Origin of the sequence: Pseudomonas helleri, assembly GCF_009600315.1 — a bacterium.
Taxonomy (GTDB): domain Bacteria; phylum Pseudomonadota; class Gammaproteobacteria; order Pseudomonadales; family Pseudomonadaceae; genus Aquipseudomonas; species Aquipseudomonas helleri_A.
Genome location: NZ_WIWC01000014.1, coordinates 43,473 through 57,920 on the forward strand (window position 1 = coordinate 43,473; position 14,448 = coordinate 57,920).

The 14,448-nt window shown below is 54.1% G+C and carries 11 protein-coding genes; 10 read left to right on the forward strand and 1 reads right to left on the reverse strand.

The window, feature by feature from the left end:
• Positions 1 to 81 precede the first annotated feature (81 nt).
• The 7 genes from grpE to greA all read left to right on the forward strand — a co-directional run bounded on the left by grpE (position 82) and on the right by greA (position 10,130).
• A complete protein-coding gene (gene grpE / locus GHN86_RS11000; protein ID WP_153379603.1) occupies positions 82 to 648 on the forward strand; it encodes a nucleotide exchange factor GrpE in 567 nt (188 codons plus the stop codon).
• 100 nt (positions 649 to 748) lie between these two features.
• Complete coding sequence (gene dnaK, locus GHN86_RS11005) at positions 749 to 2,665, forward strand: molecular chaperone DnaK (protein WP_153379601.1); 1,917 nt, start codon at positions 749 to 751, stop codon at positions 2,663 to 2,665.
• A gap of 322 nt (positions 2,666 to 2,987) precedes the next feature.
• Positions 2,988 to 4,112 carry a molecular chaperone DnaJ gene (dnaJ, locus tag GHN86_RS11010; RefSeq protein ID WP_153379599.1) on the forward strand — a complete coding sequence of 375 codons (1,125 nt, stop codon included), beginning with the start codon at positions 2,988 to 2,990 and terminating at the stop codon, positions 4,110 to 4,112.
• Between the two features lie 10 nt (positions 4,113 to 4,122).
• A complete protein-coding gene (dapB, locus tag GHN86_RS11015; protein ID WP_153386572.1) occupies positions 4,123 to 4,929 on the forward strand; it encodes a 4-hydroxy-tetrahydrodipicolinate reductase in 807 nt (268 codons plus the stop codon).
• Between the two features lie 257 nt (positions 4,930 to 5,186).
• On the forward strand, positions 5,187 to 6,323 hold the full coding sequence (carA, locus tag GHN86_RS11020) for a glutamine-hydrolyzing carbamoyl-phosphate synthase small subunit (RefSeq protein ID WP_153379594.1): 1,137 nt from the start codon (positions 5,187 to 5,189) through the stop codon (positions 6,321 to 6,323).
• A 112-nt stretch (positions 6,324 to 6,435) separates the two neighbouring features.
• A complete protein-coding gene (gene carB / locus GHN86_RS11025; RefSeq protein WP_153379592.1) occupies positions 6,436 to 9,657 on the forward strand; it encodes a carbamoyl-phosphate synthase large subunit in 3,222 nt (1,073 codons plus the stop codon).
• Positions 9,654 to 10,130, forward strand: a complete 477-nt coding sequence (greA, locus tag GHN86_RS11030) for a transcription elongation factor GreA (protein WP_153379591.1) — start codon at positions 9,654 to 9,656, stop codon at positions 10,128 to 10,130. Before carB ends, greA begins: the two co-directional genes overlap by 4 nt.
• A gap of 289 nt (positions 10,131 to 10,419) precedes the next feature.
• Here the strand turns inward: greA and yhbY are convergent, their stop codons facing one another.
• Positions 10,420 to 10,728 (reverse strand): ribosome assembly RNA-binding protein YhbY, encoded by a 309-nt coding sequence (yhbY, locus tag GHN86_RS11035; RefSeq protein WP_153379589.1) that lies wholly within the window; start codon positions 10,726 to 10,728, stop codon positions 10,420 to 10,422.
• A 107-nt stretch (positions 10,729 to 10,835) separates the two neighbouring features.
• Between yhbY and rlmE the strand changes: the two genes are divergently transcribed.
• From rlmE to folP, 3 genes are all read left to right on the forward strand, one after another.
• Positions 10,836 to 11,486, forward strand: a complete 651-nt coding sequence (rlmE, locus tag GHN86_RS11040) for a 23S rRNA (uridine(2552)-2'-O)-methyltransferase RlmE (RefSeq protein WP_019410404.1) — start codon at positions 10,836 to 10,838, stop codon at positions 11,484 to 11,486.
• 190 nt (positions 11,487 to 11,676) lie between these two features.
• Positions 11,677 to 13,584: an ATP-dependent zinc metalloprotease FtsH gene (gene ftsH, locus GHN86_RS11045; protein WP_153379587.1), complete on the forward strand. Its 1,908-nt coding sequence runs from the start codon at positions 11,677 to 11,679 to the stop codon at positions 13,582 to 13,584.
• Positions 13,585 to 13,592: 8 nt separating this feature from the next.
• The gene (gene folP / locus GHN86_RS11050; RefSeq protein ID WP_153379585.1) at positions 13,593 to 14,444 is read left to right on the forward strand and encodes a dihydropteroate synthase; all 852 of its coding nucleotides are present in this window, start codon (positions 13,593 to 13,595) and stop codon (positions 14,442 to 14,444) included.
• Positions 14,445 to 14,448: the final 4 nt, after the last annotated feature.

Below are 14,448 nucleotides of genomic sequence, written 5' to 3' on the forward strand. Positions count from 1 at the left end.
TTGAACCTGAAATTTGCGACCCCATATACCTTGGCAGAAGCGCGAGTCGAGCTCGCGGACAAAGTTTGAAAGGAGAAATCTATGGCAGACGAACAGACTATGGATACGCAAAACCAAGAGGCTAATCAGGCCGCCGACGCCGGTGGTGAAGATCTGGTGGCCCGTGTTCAGTCGCTCGAAGAGCAACTGGCAGCCGCTCATGATCAGGCTTTGCGTGTCGCTGCTGATCTGCAGAACGTTCGCCGCCGCGCTGAACAGGACGTCGAGAAAGCACATAAATTTGCGTTGGAAAAATTCGCTGGCGACCTTTTGCCAGTGATCGACAGTCTTGAGCGCGGCCTTGAGCTGTCCAGCCCGGACGACGAAAACATCCGTCCGATGCGCGAAGGGATTGAGCTGACCCTGAAAATGTTCCAGGACACTCTGAAGCGTTATCAGTTGGAAGCGATCGATCCGCATGGTGAGCCCTTTAATGCCGAGCATCATCAGGCTATGGCCATGCAGGAAAGTGCTGACCTGGAGCCAAACAGTGTGCTCAAGGTGTTTCAAAAGGGCTATCAGCTCAATGGTCGCTTACTGCGCCCGGCGATGGTTGTAGTCAGCAAGGCGCCAGCGCCGGTTTCGCCTTCGATTGACGAGCAGGCTTGAAATCGGCTGCAAGGCCCCCATTTAGAAGTCAAGCGTTAAGCAGTGCCGCAGTTGGTCATTACTGCTGCGGCAACAAAATTCAAATTTAGGGAGAGTCAACATGGGCAAAATTATCGGTATTGACCTCGGGACCACTAACTCGTGTGTTTCGGTTCTGGAAAACGGTAAAGCAAAAGTTATCGAAAACGCCGAAGGCGCGCGCACTACGCCGTCGATCGTTGCGTACGCCAACGATGGCGAAATTCTGGTTGGCCAATCGGCCAAGCGTCAGGCAGTGACCAATCCGCACAACACCCTGTATGCGGTGAAGCGTCTGATCGGTCGTCGTTTTGACGAAGAAGTTGTACAGAAAGACATTCAGATGGTGCCTTACAAAATCGTCAAGGCTGATAACGGCGATGCGTGGGTTGAAGTGAACGGCCAGAAAATGGCTCCGCCACAAATCTCGGCTGAAATTCTGAAAAAAATGAAGAAAACCGCCGAAGACTATCTCGGCGAGCCAGTGACTGAGGCGGTTATTACCGTTCCGGCCTACTTCAACGACAGCCAGCGTCAGGCGACCAAAGACGCCGGCCGTATCGCGGGTCTGGACGTAAAACGCATCATCAACGAACCAACCGCTGCTGCTCTGGCTTACGGTATGGATAAAGCGAAAGGCGACCACACTGTCATCGTTTATGACTTGGGTGGCGGTACTTTCGACGTGTCGGTAATCGAAATTGCCGAAGTGGATGGCGAGCATCAGTTTGAAGTGCTGGCAACCAACGGTGACACGTTCCTGGGTGGTGAAGACTTCGACATTCGTCTGATCGACTACCTGGTTGACGAGTTCAAGAAAGAAAGCGGCATGAACCTTAAAGGTGACCCGCTGGCTATGCAGCGTCTGAAAGAAGCTGCTGAAAAAGCCAAAATCGAACTGTCTTCGAGCCAGTCGACTGACGTGAATCTGCCTTACATCACTGCAGATGCCACCGGTCCTAAGCACTTGAACGTGAAAATTTCGCGCGCCAAGTTGGAATCGCTGGTTGAAGACCTGGTTCAACGCACCATCGAGCCTTGCCGTATCGCGTTGAAAGACGCAGGTATCGATGTGTCGAAAATCAACGACGTGATTCTGGTCGGTGGTCAGACTCGTATGCCGCTGGTTCAAAAGCTGGTGACCGAGTTCTTCGGCAAAGAAGCACGTAAAGACGTGAACCCGGACGAAGCTGTTGCAATGGGTGCTGCTATCCAGGGCGCGGTATTGGCCGGTGATGTTAAAGACGTTCTGCTGCTGGACGTGAGCCCGCTGACTCTGGGTATCGAAACCATGGGCGGTGTCATGACTGCTCTGATCGAGAAAAACACCACGATTCCTACCAAGAAATCGCAAGTGTTCTCGACTGCTGATGATAACCAGGGCGCTGTGACCATTCACGTGCTGCAAGGTGAGCGTAAGCAAGCGGCTCAGAACAAGTCGTTGGGCAAGTTCGACCTGGCTGACATTCCACCTGCTCCACGTGGCGTGCCTCAGATCGAAGTAACCTTTGACATCGATGCCAACGGTATCTTGAACGTGAGCGCGAAAGACAAGGCGACCGGCAAGTCGCAGTCGATCGTGATCAAGGCCAACTCCGGTCTGTCCGAGGAAGAAATTGCTCAGATGGTTCGCGATGCCGAGATCAACGCTGAGGAAGACCGCAAGTTCGAAGAGCTGGCTGCTGCCCGCAACCAAGGTGACGCACTGGTTCACTCGACTCGCAAAATGGTCGCGGATGCTGGTGACAAGGTGACCGAGGAAGAGAAAGCTGCAATCGAAGCTGCAGTAGTAGCTCTTGAAGCCGCCGTAAAAGGCGACGACAAAGCGGCTATCGAAGCCAAGGTTGAAGAGCTGTCCAAAGTGTCTGCTCCAGTTGCTCAGAAGATGTACGCCGAGCAAGCGAACCCGGCAGACGCAGCGGCCAAGCCAGCTGATTCGGCTGAAAAAGCAGACGACGTTGTCGATGCTGAGTTCGAAGAAGTAAAAGACAACAAGTAATTAGCTTGTTTGTCGGCCGGTTGACCGCGCATAAGCGGTGACTGGTAGGATGTCGCCGCGCGGGAGCTTGCTCCCGCGTTGGCGTGTCTGGAGTAGAGGAATTTTTACAGCATGCGACAAGGTCGGATGTTGGCGGTTGGGTCGGGAGAATTTATTGTTTTCCGCCCGCAAGTCACCGCTCCTGTCGGTCAGTGCATTGGCCGTTAATCAGAAACCAATATCGTTGAAAAAGACGTGAGTCGAGTCTGATCTCTATCGGATTTGGCGGGTTTGGTGAGGCTCGGGAGGGTTTTGCCGAACGTCCTTGAGAGTGCAAAGAATTATGGCAAAGCGCGATTATTACGAAATATTGGGTGTCGAGCGTACTTCCACTGAGGTGGAGTTGAAGAAGGCATACCGACGTCTGGCAATGAAGCATCACCCGGACCGTAATCCGGATGACAAGGCTTCAGAAGAGCTGTTCAAAGAAGCGAACGAAGCATACGAAGTCCTGTCGGACGCCAGCAAACGTGCGGCCTATGATCAATATGGTCATGCTGGCATCGATCCACAAATGGGTGGCGGTGGAGCCGGATTTGGCGGGCAGAACTTCTCCGATATTTTTGGCGATGTGTTCAGTGATTTTTTTGGTGGTGGTCGTGGCGGCTCCCGGGGCGGCGCTCAGCGTGGTAGCGATTTGCGCTATACGTTGGAGCTGGATCTGGAAGAGGCTGTGCGCGGTACCACGGTCAATATTCGTGTTCCGACACTGGTTAATTGCAAGCCGTGTGACGGTTCTGGCGCCAAGAAGGGTTCTTCGCCTGTTACCTGTACGACCTGTGGTGGTATTGGTCAGGTGCGTATGCAGCAAGGTTTCTTCGCTGTGCAGCAGACCTGTCCGCGCTGTCATGGTCAGGGCAAGATCATTTCCGATCCTTGCGACAGCTGCCGTGGCGAAGGCCGCGTAGAAGAATACAAAACCCTTTCAGTCAAAGTGCCTGCGGGCGTCGATACGGGTGATCGGATTCGTCTGTCGGGCGAAGGCGAAGCTGGCGTACAAGGTGGGCCTGCGGGTGATCTTTACGTGGTGATCGAGGTGCGCGAGCACGCGATTTTCCAGCGCGACGGCAAGCATCTGTTCTGTGAAGTGCCGATCAATTTCGCTGATGCAGCGTTAGGGGCGGAACTTGAAGTGCCGACGCTTGATGGTCGGGTCAAGTTGAAAGTGCCTGAGGGTACGCAAAGCGGTAAGCAGTTCCGTATTCGCGGTAAGGGTGTAGCGCCTGTTCGTGGTGGTGGTGCTGGTGATTTGATGTGCCGTGTTGTTGTTGAAACACCGGTTAAATTGAATCGACGTCAGCGTGAGCTGATGGAAGAGTTTCGTTCCACGCTGGAAGGTGACAGCAGTCACTCGCCTAACGCAACGGGCTGGTTCGAAGGCGTGAAGCGCTTCTTCGGCGACTTATAAGGGGCGAGGCATGCGACGTATAGCTGTAATGGGCGCTGCCGGGCGCATGGGTAAAACCCTGATCGATGCGGTCCAGCAGCGTTCGCCGCTGTGCGGCCTGACCGCTGCGATTGTTCGCCCGGGTAGTTCGTTGATCGGTGCTGATGCCGGTGAATTGGTCTCTCAGGGTCAACTGGGTGTTCCGCTGTCGTCTGATTTGCAGGCGGTTGTGGATGATTTCGATGTATTGATCGACTTCACGTTGCCCGAGGTTATGCTGAAAAACCTGGAGATTTGCCGTCAGTCAGGCAAAGCGATGGTCATTGGTACGACAGGGCTGAGCCCGGCGCAAAAGCAATTGCTCGCCGAAGCTGGCAAAGACATTCCGATCGTTTTTGCGGCGAACTTCAGCGTTGGCGTCAATTTGTCGCTCAAGTTGCTGGATATGGCTGCCCGGGTGATGGGTGAGGATGCGGACATCGAAATCATCGAGGCGCATCACCGTCATAAAATCGACGCGCCTTCGGGCACTGCCCTGCGCATGGGCGAGGTGATTGCCGATGCATTGGGGCGTGACCTGCAAAAGGTTGCGGTCTATGGTCGGGAAGGGCATACCGGCGCGCGTGAGCGCGAAACTATTGGTTTCGCCACTGTGCGTGGAGGCGATGTGGTCGGTGATCATACGGTGCTGTTCGCGACTGAAGGTGAGCGCCTTGAAATAACCCACAAAGCTTCCAGTCGCATGACCTTTGCCAAGGGCGCAGTTCGCGCTGCGCTTTGGCTGAAGGGTCGCGAACCTGGCTTGTTTGACATGCAGGATGTGCTCGACCTGCGTTGAAATGCCTCTGTAAAATCGGGCTGTTGCTACCAACAGCTCGATTTTTAACCGCTAAGCGATCTCCTGTCGCATTCCTCGGCCTTTTCGGCTCTTTAGCGGTAGACCAAAAAAGCCTTTTTCTGTAAGCTACAGCTTTAGTGTGTCCACTAAAAGCGCGCAGATAATTCGATGAAGAAGCGGAGTGACGTGTCCATACGTCACTCCGCTTTTTTACAACCTGCGATCGCCCTTTCAGGCTTTATTTACGGGAGGTCTTCTTGACTAAGCAAGCCATACTCGCCCTCGCTGATGGCAGCATTTTTCGCGGCGAAGCCATTGGTTCCGACGGTCAAACCGTTGGTGAGGTGGTGTTTAACACCGCAATGACTGGCTACCAGGAGATCCTGACGGATCCTTCCTACGCTCAGCAAATCGTGACCCTGACTTACCCGCATGTCGGCAATACCGGTACTACGCCGGAAGACGCCGAGTCTGATCGTGTTTGGTCCGCAGGTTTGGTAATCCGTGATCTGCCGCTGGTTGCCAGCAACTGGCGTAACACAATGTCGTTGTCCGACTACCTGAAAGCCAACAATGTGGTGGCAATCGCGGGTATCGACACGCGTCGCCTGACACGCATTCTGCGTGAGAAAGGCGCACAAAACGGCTGCATCATGGCTGGCGACAACATCTCTGATGAAGCTGCCATTGCCGCTGCACGTGGTTTCCCTGGCCTTAAAGGCATGGACCTGGCGAAAGTCGTTACGACCGATAAAGCCTACGAGTGGCGTTCCAGCGTCTGGAACCTGGCGACAGACAGTCACCCGACAATCGAAGCCAGCGAGCTGCCTTACCACGTTGTGGCCTACGACTATGGCGTTAAGTGGAACATCCTGCGCATGCTGGTTGAGCGCGGTTGCCGCGTGACCGTGGTTCCGGCACAGACGCCGGCCAGTGATGTACTGGCGCTGAATCCTGATGGCGTGTTCTTGTCCAACGGTCCGGGTGATCCTGAGCCTTGCGACTACGCAATCAAGGCGATTCAGGAGGTGCTGACTACCGAGATTCCGGTGTTTGGTATTTGCTTGGGCCATCAGCTGCTGGCACTGGCTTCAGGCGCCAAGACCGTGAAAATGGGTCATGGCCACCATGGTGCTAACCATCCGGTTCAGGATCTGGACACCGGCGTTGTCATGATCACCAGCCAGAACCACGGTTTTGCGGTGGATGAAGCCACCTTGCCAGGCAATGTGCGTGCGATTCACAAGTCGCTGTTCGACGGCACCCTGCAGGGTATCGAGCTGACCGACAAAAGCGCTTTCAGCTTCCAGGGTCACCCTGAAGCCAGCCCGGGCCCGAACGACGTGGCACCTCTGTTCGATCGCTTCATCAATGAGATGGCCAAGCGCCGCTGATCAATGCTCCTTTGCGATCCGATGATGGCCCCGAATTTCGGTGGCCCCTCGGGCGCTTCAGCATCTTGATCGACGGCTTGCCGACTGACCTGCGGATTTGAGTGACAAACCCATGCCAAAACGTACAGACATTAAAAGCATCCTGATTCTCGGCGCTGGCCCGATCGTTATCGGCCAGGCCTGTGAATTCGACTACTCCGGCGCCCAGGCCTGCAAGGCTCTGCGCGAGGAGGGTTATCGCGTCATTCTGGTTAACTCCAACCCGGCCACTATCATGACCGACCCGGACATGGCCGACGCGACCTATATTGAACCGATCAAGTGGCAGACCGTTGCCAAGATCATCGAAAAAGAGCGTCCAGACGCACTGTTGCCAACCATGGGTGGCCAGACTGCTCTGAACTGCGCACTGGATCTGGAGCGCGAAGGCGTTCTGGAGAAGTTCGGCGTAGAGATGATCGGCGCCAATGCCGACACCATCGACAAGGCTGAAGATCGTTCGCGTTTCGACAAGGCCATGAAGTCTATCGGTCTTGATTGCCCTCGTTCGGGTATCGCTCACAGCATGGAAGAGGCCAATGCGGTTCTCGAAAAGCTGGGCTTTCCCTGCATTATCCGTCCGTCTTTCACCATGGGCGGCACCGGTGGCGGTATTGCTTACAACCGTGAAGAATTTGAAGAGATCTGCTCGCGCGGTCTGGACTTGTCGCCGACTAAAGAGTTGTTGATCGACGAATCGCTGATTGGTTGGAAAGAGTATGAAATGGAGGTTGTCCGCGATAAAAAGGACAACTGCATCATCGTTTGCTCGATTGAAAACTTTGATCCGATGGGTGTGCACACGGGTGACTCGATCACCGTTGCGCCAGCGCAAACCCTGACGGACAAGGAATACCAGATCATGCGTAACGCCTCATTGGCGGTACTGCGTGAGATCGGCGTTGAGACCGGCGGCTCCAACGTTCAGTTCGGTATTTGCCCAGACACTGGCCGTATGGTCGTGATCGAGATGAACCCGCGCGTGTCGCGGTCTTCGGCGCTGGCTTCAAAAGCCACCGGTTTCCCGATCGCGCGCATCGCTGCCAAGTTGGCCATCGGTTACACCCTGGATGAGTTGCAAAACGAAATCACCGGCGGTGCGATGCCTGCCTCGTTCGAGCCGTCCATCGACTATGTTGTGACCAAGCTGCCTCGTTTTGCTTTCGAGAAGTTCCCGAAAGCTGACGCGCGCCTGACGACACAGATGAAGTCGGTAGGTGAAGTCATGGCTATCGGCCGAACCTTCCAGGAATCCCTGCAAAAAGCCCTTCGCGGTCTGGAAGTAGGCGTTAGCGGTCTTGATCCAAAGCTTGATCTGAGCAATCCGGAAAGCATGGCCGTACTCAAGCGCGAGCTGACGGTGCCGGGCGCCGAGCGTATTTGGTACGTGGCTGACGCGTTCCGTGCGGGCATGACCGTCGAAGATATCTTCGGCATGAATATGATTGACCCTTGGTTCCTGGTGCAGATCGAAGATCTGATCAAGGACGAAGAAAAGATCAAGACGATGGCATTGTCCTCAATTGATCGCGATGCGATGTATCGCCTTAAGCGTAAAGGCTTCTCGGATGCGCGTCTGGCTGTACTGCTGGGTGTTACCGAGAAAAATCTGCGTCGCCATCGTCACAAGCTGGAAGTGTTCCCGGTTTACAAGCGCGTTGATACCTGTGCGGCCGAGTTCGCAACTGATACCGCTTACATGTACTCCACCTATGAGGAAGAGTGCGAATCCAACCCTTCGGATCGTGACAAGATCATGATCTTGGGCGGTGGCCCGAACCGTATCGGTCAAGGCATCGAGTTTGACTACTGCTGCGTTCATGCCGCTTTGGCGCTGCGTGCCGATGGTTATGAAACCATCATGGTCAACTGCAACCCGGAAACTGTTTCGACTGACTACGATACCTCTGATCGCCTGTACTTCGAATCCGTAACCCTGGAAGACGTGCTGGAAATCGTTCGTGTCGAGAAGCCAAAAGGCGTGATCGTTCAGTACGGCGGCCAAACTCCGCTGAAACTGGCGCGTGCTCTTGAAGAGGCAGGTGTGCCAATCATTGGTACCAGCCCTGATGCTATCGACCGTGCGGAAGACCGTGAGCGTTTCCAGCAAATGGTTGAACGCTTGAACCTGCGTCAGCCGCCAAACGCGACAGTGCGCAGCGAAGACGAAGCCATTCGCGCAGCCACCAAAATTGGTTATCCGCTGGTGGTACGTCCTTCCTACGTGTTGGGCGGTCGTGCGATGGAAATCGTCTACGAAGAAGAAGAACTCAAGCGCTATCTGCGTGATGCGGTGAAAGTGTCCAATGACAGCCCGGTGCTGCTGGATCACTTCCTGAACTGCGCAATCGAAATGGACGTGGATGCGGTATGCGACGGCACCGATGTAGTCATCGGCGCAATCATGCAGCATATCGAGCAGGCGGGTGTTCACTCCGGTGACTCAGCGTGCTCGCTGCCGCCGTACTCTTTGCCTCTGCACATCCAGAACGAAATGCGCGAACAGGTCAAGAAAATGGCTCTGGAGTTGGGCGTTGTCGGCCTGATGAACGTGCAGCTGGCCCTGCAAGGCGAAGACATCTACGTGATCGAAGTGAACCCGCGTGCCTCGCGTACTGTTCCTTTCGTATCCAAGTGCATCGGGGTTTCCTTGGCAATGATCGCAGCACGCGTCATGGCTGGTAAAACCTTGAAGGAAATTGGTTTCACCAAAGAAATCATTCCTAACTTCTATAGTGTGAAAGAGGCTGTCTTCCCGTTTGCCAAGTTCCCGGGTGTTGACCCGATTCTCGGCCCAGAGATGAAGTCCACCGGTGAAGTGATGGGCGTGGGTGATACCTTTGGTGAGGCATTTGCAAAGGCCCAAATGGGTGCGAGCGAAGTACTTCCAACAGGTGGAACTGCGTTCATCAGCGTGCGTGACGATGACAAGCCTTTGGTGGCAGGTGTCGCGCGTGATCTGATCAATCTGGGCTTTGAAATCGTTTCTACAGTGGGTACTGCCAAGTTTATTGAGGCCGCCGGTCTTAAGGTTCGTCGCGTGAACAAGGTGACAGAAGGTCGTCCACACGTTGTCGACATGATCAAGAATGACGAAGTCAGCCTGATCATCAATACCACTGAAGGTCGTCAGTCGATTGCTGACTCTTATTCCATTCGTCGCAACGCGCTGCAGCATAAGATTTACTGCACAACGACCATTGCTGCTGGCGAAGCGATCTGTGAAGCGCTTAAATTCGGTCCTGAAAAAACCGTACGCAGCTTGCAGGATCTACACGCAGGATTGAAGGCATGATCAAATACCCAATGACAGTCCAGGGCGCGAAAGCCCTGGAAGAAGAACACGCACACTTGACCAAGGTTGTTCGCCCCAAGCTGAGCCAGGATATCGGCACGGCCCGTGAGTTGGGTGACTTGAAAGAAAACGCTGAGTACCATGCTGCCCGTGAGCAGCAGGGTATGGTTGAGGCGCGTATCCGTGATATCGAAGGTCGCATGCAAAACGCGGTCATTATTGATGTCACGACTATCCCTCATACCGGCAAAGTGATTTTCGGTACAACGGTTGAAATCGCCAACGTTGAAACTGACGAAAGGGTGATTTATCAGATCGTGGGCGAGGATGAGGCTGACTTTAAACTCGGCAAAATCTCAGTGGGTTCGCCACTGGCTCGGGCCTTGATTGCCAAGGAAGAGGGTGATGTCGTAGCGGTGAAAACGCCGGGCGGTGTCATTGAGTACGAGATCATCGAAGTCCGTCACATCTGAGTTAAAGCGCCCGCTTCGTGCGGGCGTGTTGTTTTGGCGGCTAACCCGTTTTTACGGGTTGGCAGCTTGCATTGGCTTTACACAGAATTGTTTAGCGGTGCTGGTCGAATAGACTGGCGTCGATGTTGGGCGAAACGTCAGGTGGTTGTCTGAGTGCTTCGAGCATTTTTTCGAGGATGGTGGTGTGTCAGGTGCTGAAGCTGCCGGGTGCGTTGCGCGGGCAGTGATGTGACAGGCTGTGACCAAGAGTATCAGAGTGCGCCAGGCGCACTCTTGACCCTTGTCGGCATCACTTGAATCGATGGATGTTCGACAGTTGCTTGTTAACGTTGACGTTTTTGCGGTACAGAAGCGCCATTTTGCCGATAACCTGTACCAATTCCGCTTTGCCGGCCTTGCAGAGTTCTGCAATGGCAGCCAAACGGGATTCGCGATCCAGAATATTGACTTTGACTTTAATCAGCTCGTGATCGCCCAAAGCGCGTTCGAGTTCGGTTAAAACACCCTCAGTCAAACCATTGTCAGCCACAGTCAATACTGGTTTCAGATGGTGGCCAATGGATTTGTACTGTTTCTTCTGCTCTTGAGTGAGCGGCATAATCTGACCCCTGTGTCTGATCTTGTAAAAAGCGGCGGCCAGTTTACCCGAGCGAGTCCGAGACCGCCCGGTTAATCACGACCCGTTTATATTTTTTGAGGTGGCCCGTGGCCCGTTCCAAGACTAGCCTTAACTGGCTGAAAGAGCATTTCAACGACCCGTACGTCAAAATGGCGCAAAAAGACGGGTACCGTTCCCGAGCTAGCTATAAATTGCTGGAGATTCAAGAGCGCGATCGACTGATTCGTCCGGGCATGACCGTGATTGACTTGGGTGCAGCCCCAGGCGGATGGTCGCAGGTGACCAGTCGTCTGATTGGCGGTCAGGGACGTCTGATCGCATCCGATATTCTGGATATGGACAGCATTCCTGATGTGACCTTCATCAAAGGTGACTTTACTGAGGATGCGGTGCTGGCTCAAATCCTTGAGGCGGTCGGAAATACGCAAGTAGACCTTGTGATTTCCGATATGGCCCCCAATATGAGTGGATTGGCAGCCGTGGATATGCCTCGTGCAATGTTCCTCTGCGAGCTGGCGCTTGATCTGGCCGGGCGTGTGTTGCGTCCGGGTGGTGATTTTCTGATCAAGGTTTTCCAGGGTGAAGGCTTCGATCAATACCACAAAGACATACGAAAGCTGTTTGATAAGGTACAAATGCGTAAGCCTACGTCGTCGCGAGACCGATCTCGTGAACAGTATTTACTGGGACGTGGCTTCCGTGGCATCGAGGGTTCTGCCAGCGATGAGCGTCTCTGAACGGGCTGATAGTTTTTTTTGTATCGCTTTACAGAGCCGACATAAAGAATATTGTGTGGTCAAGTTTCACAAAGGGTTACAGACGGAGCCTACAAGGGTTGTGGGCAATGTAGTAAGTTATGCCGGTGAATATCATGCGAAGCGCGCTTCAGTAACGGGGCTTGCTTCAGAGGGTAGCTAATTGAACGATATGGCAAAGAATCTGATCCTGTGGTTGATCATCGCAGCTGTCCTGGTGACAGTGATGAACAACTTCTCCAGTCCAAACGAGCCACAAACCCTCAACTATTCCGACTTCATCCAGCAAGTTAAGGATGGCAAGGTCGAACGCGTTGCCGTTGATGGCTACGTGATTACCGGCAAGCGCAGTGATGGCGATACCTTCAAAACCATCCGTCCGGCTATTCAGGACAACGGTTTGATCGGTGATCTGGTAGACAACCATGTGACCGTTGAGGGCAAGTTGCCCGAGCAGCAAAGCATTTGGACTCAACTGTTGGTTGCGAGCTTCCCGATTTTGGTGATTATCGCGGTCTTCATGTTCTTTATGCGTCAAATGCAAGGCGGTGCCGGCGGTAAAGGCGGCCCGATGAGCTTTGGTAAGAGTAAGGCGCGCCTGTTATCGGAAGACCAGGTCAAAACGACTCTGGCTGACGTAGCGGGCTGCGACGAAGCCAAGGAAGAAGTGGGTGAGCTGGTTGAGTTCCTGCGTGATCCGGGTAAATTCCAGCGTCTGGGCGGCCGTATTCCTCGTGGTGTACTGATGGTTGGTCCGCCGGGTACCGGTAAAACCTTGATCGCCAAGGCCATTGCTGGTGAAGCCAAGGTTCCGTTCTTCACTATTTCGGGTTCTGACTTCGTTGAAATGTTCGTGGGTGTCGGTGCTAGCCGCGTTCGTGACATGTTTGAGCAAGCCAAAAAGCATGCGCCTTGCATCATCTTTATCGATGAGATTGACGCTGTTGGCCGTCACCGTGGTAACGGTATGGGCGGTGGTCATGATGAGCGCGAGCAAACTCTGAACCAGTTACTGGTTGAGATGGATGGCTTCGAGATGAATGACGGCATCATTGTGATTGCCGCGACCAACCGTCCTGACGTGCTTGACCCTGCGCTGTTGCGTCCAGGTCGATTTGATCGTCAAGTAGTGGTTGGCTTGCCTGACATTCGTGGTCGCGAGCAAATTCTTAAAGTCCACATGCGAAAAGTACCGATGGGCGATGACGTCCAGCCGGCTGTTATCGCACGTGGTACACCGGGTTTTTCGGGTGCAGATCTGGCTAACCTGGTGAACGAAGCATCTTTGTTCGCGGCGCGCACCGGTAAGCGTGTTGTTGAGATGAAAGAGTTTGAGCTGGCTAAAGATAAAATCATGATGGGTGCCGAGCGCAAATCGATGGTTATGTCTGACAAAGAAAAGCGCAATACGGCTTACCATGAGGCAGGTCACGCTATCGTTGGGCGTGTTGTGCCTGAGCATGACCCTGTTTATAAGGTCTCGATCATTCCGCGTGGTCGCGCACTCGGCGTCACTATGTTCTTGCCGGAAGAGGATCGTTATAGCCTGTCCAAACGTGCGCTTATCAGCCAGATCTGCTCGCTTTATGGCGGTCGCATTGCCGAAGAGATGACTTTGGGCTTTGACGGTGTGACGACGGGTGCCTCAAACGACATTATGCGTGCCAGTCAGATTGCTCGGAATATGGTGACCAAGTGGGGTCTGTCCGAGAAGCTGGGGCCGCTGATGTATGCCGAAGACGAAGAGTCTTATCTGGGGCGTGGCGGTGGTCAGAGTGCGAATGTTTCGGGTGAAACAGCCAAGCTGATCGACTCTGAAGTGCGCAGCATCATTGATCACTGTTACAACACCGCCAAACAGATTCTGACCGAAAATCGCGACAAGCTGGATGCGATGGCCGACGCCTTGATGAAGTACGAAACGATCGATGCCGATCAAATCGACGACATCATGGCAGGACGTCCACCTAGGGAGCCGCGCGATTGGGAGGATGGTGGTTCGGGAACTCCGACAACGCCGAGTCTCGACAAGACTGAACGCCCTGAAACACCTATCGGCGGCCCGGCTGCTGATCAATAAGGCTTGAAATGACCTCTGTTCAGCCCTCAACCCGGTTGCCTTGCGGCAACCGGGTTCTTGATTTGGCCCATACGCACGTGATGGGCATTCTCAATGTAACCCCCGACTCCTTTTCCGATGGTGGCCGCTTTGCAGCGCTGGACGCTGCATTGCGCCATGCTGAATCGATGGTCTTGGCTGGTGCGACTCTTGTTGATGTAGGTGGTGAGTCAACCCGGCCCGGCGCCCCGGCAGTTTCTCAGCAGGAAGAGCTCGATCGTGTCGCCCCGGTTGTGGAGCGCATCAGTCGCGAACTGGACGTCATTATTTCGGTCGATACGTCCGCACCCATTGTTATGACTGAGGTTGCCCGCCTTGGCGCAGGTCTCATCAATGATGTGCGATCTTTACGCCGAGACGGTGCCTTGCAGGCGGCTGCGGCGACAGGTTTGCCTGTGTGCCTGATGCACATGCTGGGTGAGCCGGGAGACATGCAGAACAGTCCGCATTACGATGATTTAGTAGGTGAGGTTTCGGCTTTTCTGGTTGATCGTATGCAGCAGTGTGCGGCGGCCGGTATTGCGCCTGACCGAATAGTGCTTGATCCCGGTTTTGGTTTTGCCAAAACCTTGCAGCATAATCTGAGCCTGTTTAAGCATATGGATGCCTTGCTGTCGCTAGGGCGTCCTTTGTTGGTGGGTGTGTCGCGTAAAAGTATGATTGGTCAGGCTTTGAATCGGCCAGTCGCAGAGCGCCTTTACGGCAGTCTGGCGCTAGCGGCATTGGCGATGACCAAGGGGGCACGTATTTTACGTGTTCATGACGTTGCCCAAACAGTTGATGTGGTACGGATGATCGCAGCAGTAGAGTCCGCCGACTAAAAAT

Excerpts from the sequence above, each read along its gene's own strand:
- carB (WP_153379592.1), top strand. The coding sequence starts at position 6,436 with ATGCCAAAACGTACAGACATTAAAAGCATCCTGATTCTCGGCGCTGGC.
- dapB (WP_153386572.1), top strand. The coding sequence starts at position 4,123 with ATGCGACGTATAGCTGTAATGGGCGCTGCCGGGCGCATGGGTAAAACC.
- grpE (WP_153379603.1), top strand. The coding sequence starts at position 82 with ATGGCAGACGAACAGACTATGGATACGCAAAACCAAGAGGCTAATCAG.
- yhbY (WP_153379589.1), bottom strand. The coding sequence starts at position 10,728 with ATGCCGCTCACTCAAGAGCAGAAGAAACAGTACAAATCCATTGGCCAC.
- folP (WP_153379585.1), top strand. The coding sequence starts at position 13,593 with ATGACCTCTGTTCAGCCCTCAACCCGGTTGCCTTGCGGCAACCGGGTT.
- dnaK (WP_153379601.1), top strand. The coding sequence starts at position 749 with ATGGGCAAAATTATCGGTATTGACCTCGGGACCACTAACTCGTGTGTT.
- ftsH (WP_153379587.1), top strand. The coding sequence starts at position 11,677 with ATGGCAAAGAATCTGATCCTGTGGTTGATCATCGCAGCTGTCCTGGTG.
- greA (WP_153379591.1), top strand. The coding sequence starts at position 9,654 with ATGATCAAATACCCAATGACAGTCCAGGGCGCGAAAGCCCTGGAAGAA.
- dnaJ (WP_153379599.1), top strand. The coding sequence starts at position 2,988 with ATGGCAAAGCGCGATTATTACGAAATATTGGGTGTCGAGCGTACTTCC.